General features: G+C 41.5%; 18 protein-coding genes and 1 pseudogene. 16 read left to right on the plus strand and 3 right to left on the minus strand.

From position 1 onward, the window contains the following. Nucleotides 1–44: 44 nt before the first annotated feature. Nucleotides 45–935 (minus strand): TetR/AcrR family transcriptional regulator, encoded by an 891-nt coding sequence (locus ACIQ0C_RS12915; protein WP_403060396.1) that lies wholly within the window; start codon nt 933–935, stop codon nt 45–47. Between the two features lie 614 nt (nt 936–1549). Here ACIQ0C_RS12915 and katA point away from each other — a divergent pair. The 13 genes and pseudogenes from katA to rpsN all read left to right on the plus strand — a co-directional run bounded on the left by katA (nt 1550) and on the right by rpsN (nt 12776). Continuing rightward, on the plus strand, nt 1550–3004 hold the full coding sequence (gene katA / locus ACIQ0C_RS12920; protein WP_402836229.1) for a catalase KatA: 1455 nt from the start codon (nt 1550–1552) through the stop codon (nt 3002–3004). Nucleotides 3005–3410: 406 nt separating this feature from the next. Next, nucleotides 3411–3536, plus strand: a complete 126-nt coding sequence (locus tag ACIQ0C_RS12925; RefSeq protein WP_403060399.1) for a hypothetical protein — start codon at nt 3411–3413, stop codon at nt 3534–3536. Nucleotides 3537–3596: 60 nt separating this feature from the next. Next, entirely contained in the window at nt 3597–4790 is a 1194-nt protein-coding gene (locus ACIQ0C_RS12930; protein ID WP_403060402.1) for a M14 family metallopeptidase, read from the plus strand. A gap of 631 nt (nt 4791–5421) precedes the next feature. Continuing rightward, nucleotides 5422–6582: a phosphoribosylglycinamide formyltransferase 2 gene (gene purT / locus ACIQ0C_RS12935; protein ID WP_403060405.1), complete on the plus strand. Its 1161-nt coding sequence runs from the start codon at nt 5422–5424 to the stop codon at nt 6580–6582. Nucleotides 6583–7474: 892 nt separating this feature from the next. After that, nucleotides 7475–7651, plus strand: a pseudogene (locus ACIQ0C_RS12940) (alkaline phosphatase); the annotation flags it as partial. Nucleotides 7652–7671: 20 nt separating this feature from the next. Further along, complete coding sequence (locus tag ACIQ0C_RS12945; protein WP_403060407.1) at nt 7672–8319, plus strand: DUF4352 domain-containing protein; 648 nt, start codon at nt 7672–7674, stop codon at nt 8317–8319. A gap of 103 nt (nt 8320–8422) precedes the next feature. Beyond that, a complete protein-coding gene (locus ACIQ0C_RS12950) occupies nt 8423–8575 on the plus strand; it encodes a YpzG family protein (protein WP_072272311.1) in 153 nt (50 codons plus the stop codon). A gap of 203 nt (nt 8576–8778) precedes the next feature. Then, on the plus strand, nt 8779–9159 hold the full coding sequence (locus ACIQ0C_RS12955) for a nucleotide excision repair endonuclease (protein ID WP_403060534.1): 381 nt from the start codon (nt 8779–8781) through the stop codon (nt 9157–9159). Nucleotides 9160–9311: 152 nt separating this feature from the next. Beyond that, nucleotides 9312–9482 carry a hypothetical protein gene (locus ACIQ0C_RS12960; protein WP_153246133.1) on the plus strand — a complete coding sequence of 57 codons (171 nt, stop codon included), beginning with the start codon at nt 9312–9314 and terminating at the stop codon, nt 9480–9482. Nucleotides 9483–9870: 388 nt separating this feature from the next. Further along, nucleotides 9871–11064 (plus strand): GTP-binding protein, encoded by a 1194-nt coding sequence (locus ACIQ0C_RS12965; RefSeq protein ID WP_403060410.1) that lies wholly within the window; start codon nt 9871–9873, stop codon nt 11062–11064. 21 nt (nt 11065–11085) lie between these two features. Further along, nucleotides 11086–11235, plus strand: coding sequence for a 50S ribosomal protein L33 (gene rpmG, locus ACIQ0C_RS12970; RefSeq protein ID WP_034310390.1), 150 nt, complete (start codon nt 11086–11088; stop codon nt 11233–11235). A 66-nt stretch (nt 11236–11301) separates the two neighbouring features. Further along, nucleotides 11302–12471 carry an NAD(P)-binding domain-containing protein gene (locus tag ACIQ0C_RS12975; protein ID WP_403060413.1) on the plus strand — a complete coding sequence of 390 codons (1170 nt, stop codon included), beginning with the start codon at nt 11302–11304 and terminating at the stop codon, nt 12469–12471. Between the two features lie 35 nt (nt 12472–12506). Next, the gene (rpsN, locus tag ACIQ0C_RS12980; RefSeq protein ID WP_144478004.1) at nt 12507–12776 is read left to right on the plus strand and encodes a 30S ribosomal protein S14; all 270 of its coding nucleotides are present in this window, start codon (nt 12507–12509) and stop codon (nt 12774–12776) included. A 676-nt stretch (nt 12777–13452) separates the two neighbouring features. Here rpsN and ACIQ0C_RS12985 read toward each other — a convergent pair. Further along, on the minus strand, nt 13453–15096 hold the full coding sequence (locus ACIQ0C_RS12985; RefSeq protein ID WP_403060537.1) for an alkaline phosphatase: 1644 nt from the start codon (nt 15094–15096) through the stop codon (nt 13453–13455). A gap of 194 nt (nt 15097–15290) precedes the next feature. Next, on the minus strand, nt 15291–15677 hold the full coding sequence (locus ACIQ0C_RS12990) for a VOC family protein (RefSeq protein WP_403060415.1): 387 nt from the start codon (nt 15675–15677) through the stop codon (nt 15291–15293). 321 nt (nt 15678–15998) lie between these two features. On the opposite strand from ACIQ0C_RS12990, the gene ACIQ0C_RS12995 reads away from it, so the two are divergent. The 3 genes from ACIQ0C_RS12995 to ACIQ0C_RS13005 all read left to right on the plus strand — a co-directional run bounded on the left by ACIQ0C_RS12995 (nt 15999) and on the right by ACIQ0C_RS13005 (nt 18535). Continuing rightward, on the plus strand, nt 15999–16268 hold the full coding sequence (locus ACIQ0C_RS12995) for a DUF1292 domain-containing protein (RefSeq protein ID WP_034310405.1): 270 nt from the start codon (nt 15999–16001) through the stop codon (nt 16266–16268). A gap of 222 nt (nt 16269–16490) precedes the next feature. After that, complete coding sequence (locus tag ACIQ0C_RS13000) at nt 16491–16919, plus strand: cell wall hydrolase (protein ID WP_403060418.1); 429 nt, start codon at nt 16491–16493, stop codon at nt 16917–16919. Between the two features lie 146 nt (nt 16920–17065). Next, nucleotides 17066–18535: a PAS domain-containing sensor histidine kinase gene (locus tag ACIQ0C_RS13005; protein ID WP_403060421.1), complete on the plus strand. Its 1470-nt coding sequence runs from the start codon at nt 17066–17068 to the stop codon at nt 18533–18535. Nucleotides 18536–18559 lie beyond the last annotated feature (24 nt).

The raw sequence follows: 18559 nt of genomic DNA on the forward strand, positions 1-18559 counted from the left end.
AAAGAACCCCATTTGTCTACAAAATGGGATTCATTAGGTTCTCTTTAGTTGTTGGCAATGATCTTTTCGAATTCACTTAATTCCAATGTGTTTTTCAATTTGGGATTGGTGTTTAAGGAAAGCAGGGCACTTTCAATGAGAAAGGTTCGCGGTTCAACGTTTTGTAATAATTCCTCTTGGATAAAGTGAATCAATTTTAAGTTTTTGACCCGTTCCGCTTCATCATCTTGGCAAAGCCTCAAGATCATCTTTTTTAGGTCATTTGCAGAGTGCAGGAGTGCTGTATGAAAATCCTGCTGGGTATGGAAGCACTCAGGCAGCCATTGCTTGATGACATCGGGTTCCAAAAGCTGTGCATTTGACTTGCTGACATCTTCGAAAATCGATTTAATCCTATCGACACAATAACGGATAATTTCAGTAGGGTTGAAATCAGGCTCTTTAGCCAAGGCATTAAAATGAATCGTTTGATGCATCATCCCCGAGTAAATAATGGCACAGTCCAAAATATAAGGCTTTTTATCAGCACCGAAAATGTCCAGAAACCGTTTGGATAACCAATGGATATGCCGGAATTTAGCGTGTGTTATGAAGTTCTTAAGTTCGTTATCATTTGAAATCATTACTTCTTCATATAAGAAAAAGATTTTGTTGTTTTTGTTTGAGTGCATTTGTAATTCTGATTGTTTGATGAATATTTCAATATCTGCAAGGTTTTGCCCAATCAGCAATTCATTCCGCTCTTTTTCGAATTTTTCTTGCGAAGTTAGGAAGACTGCCTTAAGCAATTCGCTCTTAGAAGAAAAATAGTTATAAAATGTTCCTTTTGAAATGCCGCTATAATCTAAAATATCCTGAATGGAAGTTGCTTGATAACCCTTTTCAATAAATAATTGGTGCGCATATTTAACTACCAGTTGTTTGCGCTCATTCATATATATCACCCTTACCCTTATTGGACGGTCATTTTAACGTAATAGTATCTTATTTTCTAAACGAACACAAACCAGTATGTTTACAATTTCTCTAGCAAAATAAGGGTGAAGGCCTTTTGTTTCAGCCAATTCAGGTTGGAGTTCTGTTAAAGATGGGGGTCACAAAAGCAATGAAAAATTAGTTCCCATGCATCCTGCTATTCGTCATGTGAATAAAGGCTGACGAAGTGAACAAAGTCACAGGAAAACACTTAGGATTGTTATAAGATGAATAGAAGGAAAGAATTGAAGTAGCGCAAAGTATCTATGAATATTCGTGATCATTCTCGATTGCTATCCCATTGGTAGGAGAAATGATAAAATCACTCGTCATGAAGGAATATCGCCTATAAGGGTCGTATACCATTATTAGGGATTCAATTATGTGAATATGTTGTCCCGTCAGCTTTTATTTCTTTTGCATTATCCATTTTATGGGTGTTTGTGAAGTTCTATCATAAACGGATCAATAATGAATTGATTATTATATTAAAATTATTATAAATAAGTATTGATTTTTTTCTGATAAGCTTTATCATTATATATATAAATAATAATGAAAAGGTGGTTCAATTATGTCGAATAAGAAAAACCTTACAACAAGCTGGGGAGCACCAGTTGGAGATAATCAAAACTCGATCACTGCCGGCGAACGCGGCCCTGTGCTCATTCAAGATGTACACTTATTGGAAAAGCTAGCCCACTTCAACCGTGAACGTGTGCCTGAACGTGTGGTTCATGCGAAGGGTGCCGGTGCATACGGTACTTTCGAAGTAACGAACGACCTTTCTCAGTACACGAAAGCTAAACTTTTCAATGGAGTGGGCAAGAAGACAGATCTGTTTATCCGTTTCTCCACTGTTGCAGGTGAATTGGGTTCTGCAGATACAGTCCGTGACCCGCGTGGATTTGCTGTTAAATTCTACACGGAAGAAGGAAACTATGATATCGTCGGTAATAATACGCCTGTATTCTTTATTCGCGATGCGATTAAATTCCCCGACTTCATCCATACACAAAAAAGAGATCCTAAAACGCATTTGAAAAACCCTACGGCTGTTTGGGATTTCTGGTCACATTCACCGGAATCTCTGCACCAAGTGACGATCCTGATGTCCGACCGGGGCATTCCTGCTACACTTCGTCATACACATGGTTTCGGAAGCCACACATTTAAATGGGTGAATGCTGAAGGAAAAGGCGTTTGGGTGAAATACCACTTCAAAACAGAACAGGGCATCAAAAACCTTGATGTGGATCTAGCTGCAAAACTAGCAGGTGAAAATCCTGATTACCATACGGAAGATCTTTTCAATGCCATTGAAAAAGGGGACTTCCCTGCATGGAAATTATATGTTCAGATCATGCCTCTGGAAGATGCGGATACATACCGTTTCGATCCATTCGATGTGACGAAGGTATGGTCTCAAAAAGATTATCCGCTGATTGAGCTTGGCCGTATGGTATTGAACAGAAATCCTGAAAACTACTTTGCTGAAGTAGAGCAAGCCACATTCTCACCTGGAACATTCGTACCGGGAATTGAGGCTTCCCCGGACAAGATGCTACAAGGACGTCTATTCGCATACGGAGATGCACACCGTTACCGTGTGGGCTCGAATCATAACCAGCTTCCGGTTAACCGTCCGAAAGTGGAAGCGAACAACTATCAGCGTGATGGATTCATGCGTGCAGATGACAATGGCAAGGGATCTGTTTATTATGAGCCGAATAGTTTTGGCGGCCCTGCCGAATCAACGGAAAATAAAGTCACTCCTTTCGAGGTGACTGGGCAAGCTGCACAAGTTGGTCATAATAGTGATGACCACTACACTCAAGCAGGTGACTTATACCGTCTATTGAGTGCCGAAGAGAAAACTCGCCTTGTTGACACGATCGTGGGCGCAATGAAACCTGTGGAATTAGAGGAAATCAAGCTTCGTCAAATCGGTCATTTCTACAAAGCCGATCCGGAATACGGAACGCGCATAGCCGAAGGTTTAGGCTTATCTGTACCGCAAGAAGTGTAAAATATGGTACTCCCGATCTAGTAAATGCAAACAGGCATCCATTCATGAATGGATGCCTGTTTTGTTTATGCAGGGCGCCGTTTTTAAATGACACCCGACAAGTTCGGTAAGAATATATAGTTATAAATGTTTTCAGGGAAAGTTTTGCAGTCAGATTAAATGGGGACCAGTTAAGATTAACGCTGGTATTAATGATTAGTAAAAAGGTTCGGGTGTTAGTGGGCAGTCCAATTTACCAAAAACCACATATTTTACAAAAGTTCCTGCTTTCACTCAAACGGTTGGATGCGGAGGGTAAGGAACTTGCCTATCTCTTCCGCAGCATTGCGGTAGATTTGCAGAAAATGTCTTTGAATTGCCTCACAAGTTATCCAACATACGCTTGAAGCATCTGGGCTGGGTCAAAATGGAAGATCGGGTGGCGAAATTCAAAAGATATCGGGAATTGGACCCTGATGGTACGTATGGAAGTACTGAGCAATATCTAAGCATTCTGGATGATGCCCCCAATTTGGTTCGTTTTGAGGAGTGACCTTTGCGTTGGCAATAATTAAATCGAGTCAGCATACATTTGGTTAAGAGGAGGTGCAGTATGGACGTTTTTGTGCGGCAAAATGATTCCTTGTGGTATTATAGCCAATTATTCAAGGTGAATTACCAACTTATCATTGATTCCAATAGTGGGATTGATCCACTTGCACTTATGATTGGCCAACAAATCAAAATTCCTGGCTTTACGACGACCGGCTATAGTATTAAGCAAGGTGATTCGTTATGGGCAATTGCCAGGTCACGCAATCTTTCATTGGATGCACTATTTTTAGTTAATCCCAATCTCAACCCGAATGCCCTGCAAGTTGGTCAGACAATTTCTGTGCCATTAAGGATTACGTGGAGGCTAATTCAAGGAAACCGGGAATATGATTATGAGACGATGATGACCGATGTTAGACGTTTGAAAACAATCTATCCATTTATAAAAACCTCCCCCATCGGGGACTCGGTGCTTGAAAGGGATATCCCCGAGGTTCTGATTGGAAATGGCAACAAACGAGTTCACTATAATGGTTCCTTTCATGCGAATGAGTGGATAACGACGCCTGTGATCATGACCTTTTTAAATGATTATTTACTCGCAATCACGAATCAGGCTGACATCCGCGGTCTGGTTATGTATCCTTTTTATCAACAGACGATGCTGTCGATCGTCCCAATGGTGAATCCGGACGGAGTGGAGTTGGTTCTGAAAGGCCCGCCTGCAGATGAGTCATTGAGAGGACGGCTCATCGAATGGAATAATGGCAGCGAAGACTTCTCTGGCTGGAAAGCCAATATTAATGGGGTGGATCTAAATGATCAATTTCCCGCCAAATGGGAATTGGAACAAGCCCGCAATAATGTAACGGAGCCAGGTCCGGCAAATTATCCAGGGGAAGGGCCGCTTACACAGCCAGAGGCTATTGCGATGTCAGAGTTGACAAAAAGGGGTGATTTTGGCAAAGTCCTTGCGTTCCACACCCAAGGGGAGGTCATTTATTGGGGGTTTGAAGGTTTGGAACCACCCGAGTCGGAAACGATAGTCAATGAGTTTGCGAGGGTCAGTGGATATGAGCCTGTCAAATCCGCCGGTAGTTACGCAGGTTATAAGGATTGGTACATTCAGGATTGGCGCAGGCCGGGGTTTACAGTGGAGCTGGGCAAAGGGACGAATCCCCTCCCGATATCACAGTTCGATGAGATATATGAGAAGTCACTTGGGATTTTCTTGGCAGGGTTATATATGTGAAATTTGACCAAATGAAAAAGCTCAACTCCGTTTCCATGGGGTAGAGCTTTTTAGGCTTTTAAACTATTAGACTTGAAACGATGAGGGCTGCTGCAAAAAATAAGTAAAGTAATGCTTTACTTATCGATTGCATGATAAACTCGCTTTTTAGCCTGAAATTAACGGACATTTTTCCATGTCCCAGTGATATTGCAGCCCCTACCAAAAGGAATTCTAATAGTTTTACGGTAAAGAAGTTTAACTTCTTTAGCGCTAGTATCGGCCCCACCTACGCCAGATACTGTGACGGCCACGCATGCCATCCAACCTAATTCAATTATAATAGAAAGCGCTTACATTTTCAAAAATAATCGTAATGCAAATTTCGACATTCGCTTCATGCTCTCCTTTTCAGCAGAAGGTAATGGGGATTATCGATTCTTTGCAAGATGTATTTCCTCCGTCATAAATGCTGAATGGGGAGGCTCCAGTGAACTGGTCTCTTTACGAGATGGCTTGTGAAAAAACTTAAATGGATAGGTTTATTTATATTTATCGATATAATTATAAGTACAAATACGAATAAGTATTTATGTTTATTCGTTTATAGTTCGTATATAATGATTTTGAAGTATTAAGGAGGAGAGACTGAATGTATAAATCGAAAAAGATTTTATTATTGGGCTCGGGTGAATTGGGGAAAGAGGTCATACTTGAAGCTCAGCGACTTGGTGTGGAGACCGTTGCTGTAGACCGCTATGAACATGCCCCTGCCATGCAAGTCGCTCATCGCAGTTATGTGATCGATATGCTGGATGCGGAACAACTAAGGGGAGTTGTAGAGAAAGAACGACCCGATTTGATTGTACCGGAAATCGAAGCCATCGCCACATCCGAATTAGTCAAGTTGGAAGAGGAAGGCTTTCATGTCATTCCTACGGCAAGAGCGGCTAAATTGACTATGGATCGTGAAGGAATCAGGAGGTTGGCTTCTGAAACTCTGGAGATTCCGACAGCAGCCTACAAATTCGCAAATACTTATGAAGAATTTGTCCAAGCTGCCAAGGAAGTTGGTTTTCCCAATGTAGTCAAACCGCTGATGAGTTCTTCCGGTAAAGGGCAAAGTGTGTGCCGCACGGAAGGTGACCTGGAGGATTGCTGGAAAATCGCGATGGAAGGAGGCCGGGTTCAAAATGGACGGGTGATCATTGAAGAATTTATCCGTTTTGATTCGGAAATCACGCTGCTTACTGTCCGGACCGTAAATGGTACCATGTTTTGTGCCCCCATCGGTCACATTCAGCAGGGCGGGGATTATATTGAATCCTGGCAGCCGCATAAAATGACAGAAGCGCAAATAATGGAAGCGAAAAGAATTGCACATGCCATTACGGATGAACTTGGCGGGTATGGATTATTCGGGGTAGAGCTTTTCCTCTCAGGGGATAAAGTCTATTTCAGTGAAGTTTCCCCACGTCCGCATGATACGGGGTTAGTGACATTGGTGACACAGAATTTGTCCGAGTTTGCCCTTCATATCAGGGCGATTCTAGGATTCCCCATCCCGGAAATCAAACTGATCAGCCCGGGTGCCAGCCGTCCATTAAAAGCGCAAGATGAGTTATCGGAATATTCAATAGTCGGTGTTGAACAGGCCTTGGCTTTACCTAATACACAAGTGCGCCTTTTCGGAAAACCTGTTACAAAGGCAGGTAGAAGGGTTGCGGTCGCCCTGTCGTCTGCCGATTCAATCGAGGTGGCGAGAGTGAATGCGGCCCGTGCCTTGGAATGTTTAGTTGTAGAGAAAGAATAGTGAAAAAAGCGCTCTTTGAATGGAGCGCTTCAGTTTGTCGGCGAAAAGGGGGGAAAGTGGGCGGGTTTCTTAAATCAACTGGAACATGATCTCCACTCCAGGTACTCGCTTTCCGCGGGCGGTCCGCCCGCGGCACCATTGCGCCTGTGGGATCTCCCTTGGACACGTTTTTCCCGCAGGAGTTTCGTACCTTCCGTTCCAATCAACTGGAATGGTTTTTAAAGTAAAACTGTAGGCTGGTCTCATCCCGAACGGTTTAAGAATAGTTTATACTTCATGATTTTTCCTGCAGAAATAACTGGCTAGCAGAGACTCCGCTAGATGCTTGTGGCAGGAGGCTTGACAGTCAGTCGGCGAAAAAAAGCGGATTTCCGAAAAAAAATATAACGTTTTTCAAAGAAAAAACTGTAGGTATCGAATTTGTCTGCAGTCTGCCCTGAAGCATCCTGATTGGATGCTTTATTTTTTTTATTTAAAACACTTTCAAACTCTAACAAATCACCCGATTTGAAGGCGCTGAGTGGCCTGTAACATGCCCCCTTTGCTGATGATTTTCCTGAATAACCAATAATTCCACATGCTGCCTTTACCTTGTCTTATCAATTATCCTGTCGCATTTTTACATAGCCTTGACATTGAGTTCATTTTCTTCACCTATAGTTAAATTAAATCGCACATGGGGTAAAAGGTTTTACCCATCACGCTCGTTTCTGCTTAGCATTTGGAAGTTTATCATGGTCCGGTGCGGATCGTGTTTCGGCAAAGGGTAACCCAAATCACAGACGATTATTTATAACGACTTAATCAAGGGCAAACATAAAATTGACGTCCTATTGGGCGGTGGGAAGTCCGATTTTGTCCGGCCTGATGTCAATTTGGCGAAGCCTTCGAAAAAGACGGTTACAGTTATGTGACTGATAAAAATAAAATGCTTAAGGACAAAAATGAACAGGTCCTTGGTTTATTCGCTTCTGAAGGACTGCCGAAAATGATTGACCGCCCAAGTGAAACGCCTTCTGTCGATAACACGGATCAAGCCAAAATCATTTTTGATCTAATAAAGAAATAATGACTTCAGGGAGGGATTCAATGAACAGACTGATGATTGGTGCCCTGTTATTAACGGCATTTGGTGCACTTAATACCCAACCAGCTTACGAAGAAGAACCGACAGCTAAAGAAAAAACAGAGGAAATTGCACGACCACTGGAAAAAAAGGATGTCTATGTTCCGAATCCAAAGCTTCCTGATGATATAAACTTGAACCAGATTGGACAGAACGTTTCCGATGCCAAAGGCGAATTAACTTTGAAGGCCTATAAAAAGGTGAATGAAACGTTGAATGTTGGTCCGATCGAGGTTAAGGTCAAAGAAATGAAAGTGATGCATGCCACTCCGGATTACAGCATGATCGATTTCTTCCACGGCTATACGCCTGATGAAAATTTCGATATCGTAAAAGTGAACGTGGAAATTAAAAACAATACGGATAAAAATGTTAAGTTTTCGCCAGTTGCTTTCCTTGAAACGGACAGAGGGGAACATCTGACATGGGAAGATGAGATCTACTTGGAAGAACTTACTGGTGAAATAGAAGGAAACGGTTCAAAAAGCGGAAACATTGGTTTCATTCTAAATGATGGAAACATAAAAGGCATATCCGTCATGACAAGTGATGCGGTGGATGAATCAGGGGAAGTGCTTGCAAAAGGCAAGCCAGCCGAATTCGCTTTTTAAAGGATATGTATAAATGCCTTGGAAAAATAAAATACTAGAACAAGTGATGGGGATTACTATCACTGAACGGAATATCCAAATCCTAATGATGAGGTGACACAGAATGAGCTATAAAGATCAATTAGATCCACATTCTCAAAAGTTTCACCATAATTGGACAAGACCTAAGCGTTCAAAATCTCAAGTTAATGGGCATACGCAAGAATCGCAAACAAACATTATACTAAGAAGCAATGCAAAGGCTCACAGGTGGTAACGGATATTTCCGATAAAGAAGGAGGCTCCCAGCGAGTCTTCTTCTTTATATTTAGAATCAATCTTAAACCGATCAAGGCATACATGGCTTTTCACTCATAATTATGATACCATTTACCTTTAAGATTATAGTGATTGGCTTGGCGTGAAACCGGTATTTTGATTCCGATTGAAAGTTTCACCTTATACAAATAGAGGACGTGAATTGTAATGATCAAAATTGAAATCCCTGAAGCGGATATAAGCATCAAACAAAGAAAGCAAGTTATAGAAGGAGACGAACCTGTCATTCCTGAAATTTACGGGTTTATCGATTTTCATTTGATTCCCCGTGATAAAGGCGGCATCATCTTGTTTTACAATGAAAACGATGAGCTGATTTTTGTCGGTAAAGCCCGTAAATTAAGACCAAGGGTCAAGAAGCATTTCGAGGATAATGTATCTCCGATTAAAGAGCATCGTAATGAAGTCAAGAAAATTGACATTCTTTTAGTTGAAGATGCTATGGAACGTGAAATCTATGAAACGTACATGATCAATAAACTTCATGCTAAATACAACGTCGACAAAGTGTTTTATAAATAAGAAACACCTTAAAAGCTGACTGCATATGCACTCAGCTTTTTTGTGTTTACATATGTATAAAAATAATTTTGTACATTTACAGAAGCTACATGTTAGGTTAACAATGTTGGTTTATATTTAGAGTATTCCAATACATTCTCAGGAGGAAGCTATTGAAGAAAATACTTTGTAAAAAGGTGTTAGTTATCTCGATCGGGACAGTGATTGCCTTTGGGAATTTAACGTGGTCCGTATCACAAGCTTCTAAACTGGCGAAACAGAGAGAGATTGAAACTTTTGAACAAAAGACAGTAACATCTTCAGGGTGGGAAATGGCGGAATAAGCCAATAATTTTTTTCTCTATTTGCAACAAAGAAAAAGAAAAATGTATTGGATGATGATCAGCTGCTTGTAAATATAGAAGTACATTAAATGATAAACCTGCAATGGAGGTTCCATACACATGATGTGATGTGTGATTGGGCTTCCATTTAATTTTTGTTGATTTAAGTTTTATGTCAGCACCTTTCATTTATCCGTGTGTCGGATCAAGCGTGATTACGTTGGTTCAGGAGAAGTATTCGCAGGCAAATTTGAAAAAAACTTGCAAATAGTAATGATTACGTTTTATTATTAAAGAGTGTTTTTACATGGGAGATGACTTCGACATTTAAATCGTAATGATTTTGATTTAAGCGCAGCAAAGAAATCAGGTAAAGGAGTGGTAATGGATGGAGATGAAGAAAATTCCGGTTACGGTATTGAGTGGATACCTTGGTGCGGGAAAGACGACGCTTTTGAATCATATTCTTGAAAATAGGGATGATCTGAAGGTTGCCGTCATCGTTAATGATATGAGTGAAATCAATATTGATGCTTCGCTGGTCAAACAGGGAGGGTTTACCCGGACGGATGAAAAACTGGTGGAAATGCAGAATGGCTGCATTTGCTGTACGCTTCGTGAGGATTTGATGATTGAAGTGGAAAAATTGGCGAAACAACGGGACATTGATTACATCGTGATTGAATCGACTGGGATAAGCGAACCGGTACCTGTAGCCCAAACCTTCTCCTATGTTGATGAAAGCATGGGAATTGATTTATCGGAATATTGCAGGCTTGATACGATGGTTACCGTTGTTGATGGGTATAATTTTTGGCGAGACTTCACTTCCGGAGAAACACTCATTGACAGGATGCAGGCAACTGATGCTGGGGATGGCAGGGAAGTGGTCGATCTATTAATAGATCAGATAGAGTTCGCCAATGTCATCCTGTTAAATAAAATCGATCTTATGGATGCTGACGCCGTTGAGGAATTGAAAGCGGTTCTTCATAAAATGAATGCGGATGCGAGGATCATTGAAACAAACCATTCCAAGGTGCCGCTAAAGGAAGTATTGAATACACATTTATTTGACTTTGAAGAGGCAAGCCAAGGAGCGGGCTGGATAAAGGAATTGAATGAAGAGCATATCCCGGAGACCTTGGAGTATGGGATTTCTTCTTTCGTTTACAGGAGGAAGATACCGTTTCACCCCGAACGGCTGATGGAGTGGTTAGAAAACTGGCCCGTACAAGTGGTGAGGGCGAAGGGCTTCCTTTGGCTGGCGTCGAGAAATGATACGGCAGGCCTGCTATCGCAAGCGGGACCGTCATTAACTTTACAAGCAGCCGGTAAATGGATCGCAGCTTACCCTGAGGAAGAACAGCGCCAAATTTTAAAGGAAGCACCTGAATTATTGGAACGGTGGAATGAGGTATACGGTGACAGGATGACGGAGCTGGTGATGATCGGCATTCATATGAATCAACAGGAAATCGAAAATGAATTAGATCAATGCTTATTGACGGAAATTGAGTTGCAGCAGGATTGGTCTCTGTATGAAGATCGATTGCCTGCATTTACTGAAATCGTTCATTAAAAAACTTTAGGAGGAAATAAAATGAGAGTAAACATTACGTTAGCATGCACAGAATCAGGGGACAGAAATTATATCACGACGAAAAACAAGCGGAATAATCCGGACAGGATCGAATTGAAAAAGTACTGCCCGCGATTGAAGAAACACACGCTTCACCGTGAAACGAAGTAATTTTAAGATTTAAATCGTAAAGATTATGATTTATAAGGGAGAATGGATGTAAAAGGAGGGAAGTTCATGTTGGAATGGATCATTATTGGCGGAGGCATTCAAGGTATGACGATGGCTGCATTTTTACTTAAGTCAGGAAAAACGACGGTGGACCAGCTGGCGATTGTGGATAGAAATGAAGAACCATTAGCAAGATGGAAGCATTGTACGGAAGTCATTTCAATGCCATATTTACGTTCTCCATCCGTACACCATCTGGATGTGAATCCCTTCAGCCTGCAGAAGTATGTGGAGAAGGCAGACTGGAAAAATAACTTTTACGGCCAATATAAGCGGCCATCCCTAAAATCCTTCAATGAACATTGTGTTCACTTGGCTGATGATTTATCCATTAAGCAGGCATGGGTGCAAGGGGAAGTCATCTCTGCCTGCAAAACGGGACAGGGCTGGGAAATCCAATTGCAAAACAAGCGACGGCTTGAGGGACAAAAACTTGTGATTTCAATTGGTATTGGCGAACAGCCTTATTGGCCTGAATGGGCACGGCAATTCAAACAAGAGCATGGGGGTCCGATTTACCACATATTTGATGAAAATATTCCGGACCTGACACAATTACAAGGACCCATAACGATCATTGGGGGCGGCATATCTTCTGTCCATCTCGCTTTAAAGCTGAGTAAAATCTATCCCCATGATGTAACGGTTCTGAAGCGGCATCATTTTAGAATTCATGATTTCGACAGTGATCCTGGTTGGTTGGGGCCGAAAAAACAGCGACCTTTCCGTGCTATATCCAGCTTTCAAAAAAGACGCGAGACCATTATCCAGGCCCGTAATAAGGGATCCATCCCACCTGACTTACATAAAGCGCTGATGAATCAGGTTAAACAGGGATTTTTGCGTGTCATGGATGATGAGGTGATAAACGCTGTGTGGAGGGATGGGCATATCAGCCTTAGGGATAAAAACGAAAAGGTCATTCAACAAACCGGGACGATCCTTTTAGCGACCGGCTTTAAGTCATCAATGCCAGGGAAGGATTGGCTGATGCCAGTCATCCGGTCGCATGATTTACGCTGCGCGGAATGTGGTTATCCAATCGTATCGCAGTCGTTGCAGTGGGGACCTGGTTTATATGTCACGGGAGCATTGGCTGAACTTGAAATGGGACCGATATCCAGGAATATATCGGGAGCAAGACAGGCAGCGGAACGAATTGTGAATAGTTTATAGATATAAAATCAAGATCTTTAAAAAGGAGAATTAAAATGGCGAAAAAATCCAAGGTGATAAAAGCGGAAAAACAGTTGGCAATGGTCGAAAAGTATGCAGAACTTAGAAAGGAATTGAAAGAGAAAGGGGATTATGCCGCATTGGCCAAACTCCCTCGTGATTCCTCGCCGACAAGGGTCCATAATCGTTGTGGAGTAACGGGGAGGCCACGTGGATATATGCGCAAATTCAACATGTCGCGTATCGTTTTTAGGGAACTTGCTCATAAAGGGCAGCTGCCGGGTGTCAAAAAGTCAAGCTGGTGAAGCGGGAGTTCTAAATCATTGATAAGAAAAGGAGCCCTTGTTAAACAAGGGCTCCTGAGTTTGTAGACAAAAGGGATTCCATCGGAATTTTTAAACAAAGTTGATTGGAGCGGATGTGCGAGGCTCCTGCTTAGTATAGCGAGTCCCAGGGAGACCCCGCAGGCGCAAAGGCGCCGAGGAGACTCCCGGACCGCCCGTGGAAAGCGAGTGCCTGGAGAGGAAATCAACGTTCATTGTACAAACCATAAAAAAACTGGGGGCAAACCCGCTTTTCTTCGAGTTTGTCTACAGTCTGAAGGTTCTTATCTAATTTTAGATAAGAACCTTTTTATATGCTTAATTATCTTTAATTTCTTCTTCTAATTCTTCAATTTCTAAATTCCATTTATCACGTGTACTATACAAGATTTCACGTACAAAACTCGAAAAGGAATTTTTATTTTGGTTTATTTCCTGTTCTAATTTTTTGAGATCTTCTTTTAATTTTTCAACTACTTCTTTTTTCTCATCAATAGATATTCATAAATTCTTCTCATAAAAAATCCTTTCTTCATGTAGAAAGCTAACTTATGGTGTCTGTCAACGTTACCGGACCGTAGGGAGGATAAGGAGTTGATAAACGGTCTGAGCCCTTGTTAAAAACAAGGGCTCCTTCATCATTATAAAGATGTGATGCTTACTTGACTGCCTTTAATGCTTGTTCAGATATATAGAAGTCTTTTCCGTTGTAAACGGTTATGGCATTTATTTCCTTTTGTTTAGTGGATTTAGGAGTCTTGCTGATAACGATATTCTTATTTGCAGGCAACTCTACTTTTTGCTGCCCCTTTTTCGCTACGAAAACTGGGTTATTCGGGTCTGTCACATCAATACGGGTAGAATATCCTTTTTTCTCAAAGGAATCTTTAGCATTCATGTATAGTTTATTCGATAATTTTTGTAAATCAAAGCCCATGAATTCGGCCATTTTTTTAGGGAGATCTGTATTCTCCACTAATCCAGTCGGTTTTGAAGGGCCATAAGAGTATAGGAAAACGTCTTCCCCTGTATGACCGCCAGTTGTAAAGCCAATGTTGGCACGGTTAGCAAGCATCTTTGTCATTTCAGCACCTATGTTTTTGGAAGAGGTAAGTTTTGCTGATTCTTCAGAAGTCAGATCATCAAGTCCATACAGTGCTGCAACTTCTTTTAGATTGGAATGATCTGGTTTCAACTTACTTAAAGCTCCTTCGACAGTCATCTTCGCTTTCTTTAATGGATCGATATAGGCTGAAACGGGTGTTTCTGGGTAGGAGGAGTTCGTGTTTACGTTACCCATTGTAATTCCGCTGTTCCCATGGTCCGTTACTGCAATGACCATCGTGTTTCCGTCATTTTTTGCAAACTTAAGGGCTTCGTTCACGGCATCATCAAAAGATAAAGTATCACTAATCATTCCGATCGTGTCGTTTCCGTGAGCAGCCCAGTCAATCTTGCTTCCTTCGACAAATAAGAAGAAACCATCTTTATCTTTTTTCAAGGTTTTAAGGGCTTTATTGGTCATTTCAGCTAAAGTGGGTTCACTTGGCTTTGTTGTTTTACGATCTAAATCATATGCCAGGGCACTTGGTGCAAAGCTTCCCCAAATTTTATTCGATTTTGAGTTTAACAGCTCGTCACGGGTTTCAACAAAATCATATTTGTCTTCCTCGAGCACTTTCAAAAGGTTTTCACCATCAATTCTTGCATTTTTTGTTTTACCTGGTAAAAGGGATTCTTTGCCCCCTCCCAAAACGACGTCAATCCCCTGATAAACCTGCTGTTCCGCAATATCACCATAATTGCTACGGTGTGTCACGTGAGCGGAGAAGCCTGCGGGTGTAGCATGCTGGATTTCAGATGTAGAAATGATGCCAGTAGCCTTTCCGGCTTGTTTCGCACCCTCCAAAACGTTAGCGACTGGTTTTTGTGCATTTTTCGGATTAACCGGATCGAGCCCTGGAGAATTAACGATGGATGGCAGGACACCGACAAATTTATCATTTGATTTATTTCCTGTCGCAAGGGCTGTTGCTGCAGGAGCTGAGTCCGTAATGGCCGATTCAGCTGAGTATGTACGCATGCCGCCAGTCAGCATTTCGTCCATGGCTAGATTATCGCCTTTATACCACCTTGAAAGGGTTGTGGCTCCTGTGCTTGTTCCATCCATCACCATCATGATGACGTTTGTTGGTTCTTTTTTCTTGTCTTTTGCCTGAACATCTTCCTTCATTGTTGAAATACCCAGTGATGATATGGCCACTGCGCCCGCTAACGTAATTCCTGCTACCTTTTTGCTCATTTTCCCCAAAATGCATACCTCCAAAAAAATATAATTATTACATCTTAGGATAAATGTAGTATATTAAGAAATTCCTTCATTTAAGTAAAGAAAAGATTTTTATCTGTAAATTTTGTTAAGCTTGAATAAGCGGCTTGCAAAGTGAACGTTAAAAAAGCAGAAGTCTCTAAGACTCTGCCTTTTTAGTATGCTTTTTACCTTTGGAAAAATTCAATCCACTCTTTTTCCGGTCCATATACGTAGAAATAGCGATAACCATTTGGAAGGGTGACGATCTCTTCATCAATCAGCTCGGTGTTATTCAAGCTTTTGATCCGGGCATATTCTTCTTCGATATCATCCACGGTAATGGCAAAATGGTGGATCGTTGCTTCGGATGGCAGTGTGTCGCTATATCCCTGAATCAATTCTATTTCTGTTTCGTCCGACTCTTCGTAACCGAGGAATGCCAGTTCGATCACCCCGTTAGTATGAGTCATGCGTGCTTTTAATTTTAAATCCAGTACATCTTGATAAAAGGCGATGGATTTTTCAAGATCTTTTACAACAACGCCAATGTGGTCGACCCTTTTCACAGCCAATAAATCTTCCTCCTCCATTATATCTAGGTGCAATTCGCTAATATTAGTATATATAAGATTATTCGGAATTAAATTACTTTTTTATAGCCGTTTTAGATAATTTTTTAAATGATGTTAATAAAGGGGAAGTATTGGTGAATAATGAAAAATAACAAATGGCTTATGGGATAATACTTTTCTTCCATAATATTTCTTGATAGATTCTTTTCTTGGAAAGAAAGGTATTCATCATTTTTCAGGGCAAAAATTTGTTTCTAAATGGAATAGTCGATATACTATGGAAACAACTCCATTATTAATGGATATGAGAGGAGAGGTAGTATGGGAAAAATTCGTGAAGGTGAAGTTTTCACCCTTACTGATGACAGTGATGAAGGCCATGAGGTTGAGGTTTTAGGATCATTGGATGTAGAAGGAACGGAATATGTTGCAGTAGGTTTGCTTGAAGATATTGAAGAGGATACAGATGAAGATATCGATATTTTCTTTTTCAGGGTCGAAGGCGAAGGTGAACTGCTCGATATCGAATCGGATGAAGAATTCGAGAAGGTATCATTGGCGTTTGAAGCGGCATTTGAAGCGAAAGAATGACAAGATAAAAGACGGCACAATGTGTGCCGCCTTTTTTATATGTATAAGGAAAGTATTGGCCCCGCCTTCGCCAAATACCATGATAGCCACGCGTGCTATCCAGCCTTACTTAAGTATAGGGCTGTATTATTGATAGGACGTGTACTCCATATGAAGATTTTGTTAATAAACGGAGTATTTTTCCATGTCCGAGACATAGGATAAAAAAGTGGAGGTGATGGGATGGCCGTTGTAAAGCACACTGATGCCGATATTGCCTTATTGGCAAGATTGCTTAGGGCGGAAGGTGAGGGTGAAGGTGATCAAGGCATGCTGATGATCGGTAATGTAGGGGTCAATCGGATTAGGTCGAATTGTTCCGATTTCAAAGGGTTGAGGACGATTCCAGACATGATTTATCAGGAGCATGCCTTTGAAGCTGTACAGAAGGGGTATTTTTATCAGCGGGCAAGGGACAGGGAAAAGTGGCTTGCGCGCCGTAGCGTTAGCGGCGAAAGGCTATGGCCTTCGAAATTTAGCCTATGGTACTTCAGGCCACCGGGAGATTGTCCGGCAACCTGGTATAATCAGCCCCTGGTTGGGCGTTTCAAGCTCCATTGCTTTTATGAACCAACAGGTACAGAATGCCCGAATATTTATAATACATTTTAAGGAACAGGCTGAACCTTATGGAGGTTTGGCCTCTTTGTGCATCAATCCTTAACTTGGAAAAAACATATGATAAAACTGGCAAATGATTTACTGATACTGTAATATTGAGACTGTAAATTTCCGGATAAGAAAGGAATAAAAAATTGATGAGTAAGAGGCTTATTAATTATGGACAAGGGCAAATGGGAGAACAGCATCCGGAGGATAGTACCGAGAAATTCAAGTCTTTCATGGAGAACAACCCGGACGCCATTTCCATTGTTGATCTGGAAGGAAAGACCCTTCAGGTGAATGCAGCTTTTGAAGAGTTATTCGGATGGACGAATGATGAGCTCATTGGCATGCCGTTTCCAATTATTCCTGATTTCTTGAAGGAGTCAGTCAATGAATTGCATGACCAAATTAAGGCAGGGGTACAAAAGAAAGGCTTTGAAACGGTCAGGTTAAGGAAGGATGGCCAGTTAATCGATGTAAGCATCTCCCTGTTTAATATCCGCGATAATGAAAATGAGCCGTGCGCATTGGTTTTCGTTTATCGTGATATTACGAAACAAAAACTTGCTGAAGCCGCCTTGAAGGAAAGCGAGCAAAGGTATCGCAGTTTAGTGGAGGTGTCACCTGAAGCGATTTTTGTACATCGCAATGGGATCATCGAGTATATGAATCCCATGGGGGCAAAAATGCTTGGGATGGATAGTGTAGAAGATATTATCGGTAAATCGGTTTTCCAGTTCGTTCACCTGGAGTCCCGGGAAAGTGTACAAAAAAGAATCGAAATCATGAGGGACGATCACCAGGCGGTTGGTTTACTGGAACAAAAGTTCATTCGGCTTGACGGACAAGCATTCTATGGAGAAACACTCGGTCTTCCGATTATTTATAAAGGTCAACCAGCCATACAGGTATTCTGTAGGGATATTACGGAGCGTAAAAAGACCGAAGAGCTACTCTGTAAATCCAATATGTTATCGGCGGTAGGGCAGATGGCTGCAGGCATCGCACATGAAATAAGAAATCCATTAACTACGGTCAAAGGCTTTTTGCAATTATTAAGGGAAGACCCTGAGCAAAAGGACTATCTTGAAATGATTGTCAGTGAAATTGAAAAAATCGAAATCCTGGCCAATGAGTTTTTAAGTTTAGCAGAGCCTGAAGCGAAGGTTTGTGAATTCATTCAGCTTAACGATTTATTGGATAGTGTGATTACGTTAGCCGAGTTTCAAGCGATATTGAATGATGTCGAAATCATCAAGGAATATAATACGGATTCGGCATCTGTCTTTGGCGAACCGAATCAGTTAAAACAAGTATTCACGAATGTCGTCAATAATGCGATAGAAGCCATGCCGAATGGCGGCAAACTTCATATACAGCTAAACCATGAAGGTGACTCTGTGATGATTCGGTTCATTGATCAAGGCTGCGGAATCTCAAATGAACGCATGAAGCATCTAGGGCAGCCTTTTTATAGCACATCTGAAAAAGGAACAGGGTTTGGGCTCATGGTCAGCACTAAAATCATCCATGAGCATAATGGGGAAATTCATTTCAGCAGCGAAGTGGGAGAAGGGACGATTGTGGATATCAGTCTTCCTATCAATGAAAGTTCACAATGAAAAGTGACGAGAAGCCTTGCTCTC

This window comes from Peribacillus sp. NPDC096448, assembly GCF_044762675.1.
Lineage (GTDB): Bacteria > Bacillota > Bacilli > Bacillales > DSM-1321 > Peribacillus > Peribacillus frigoritolerans_B.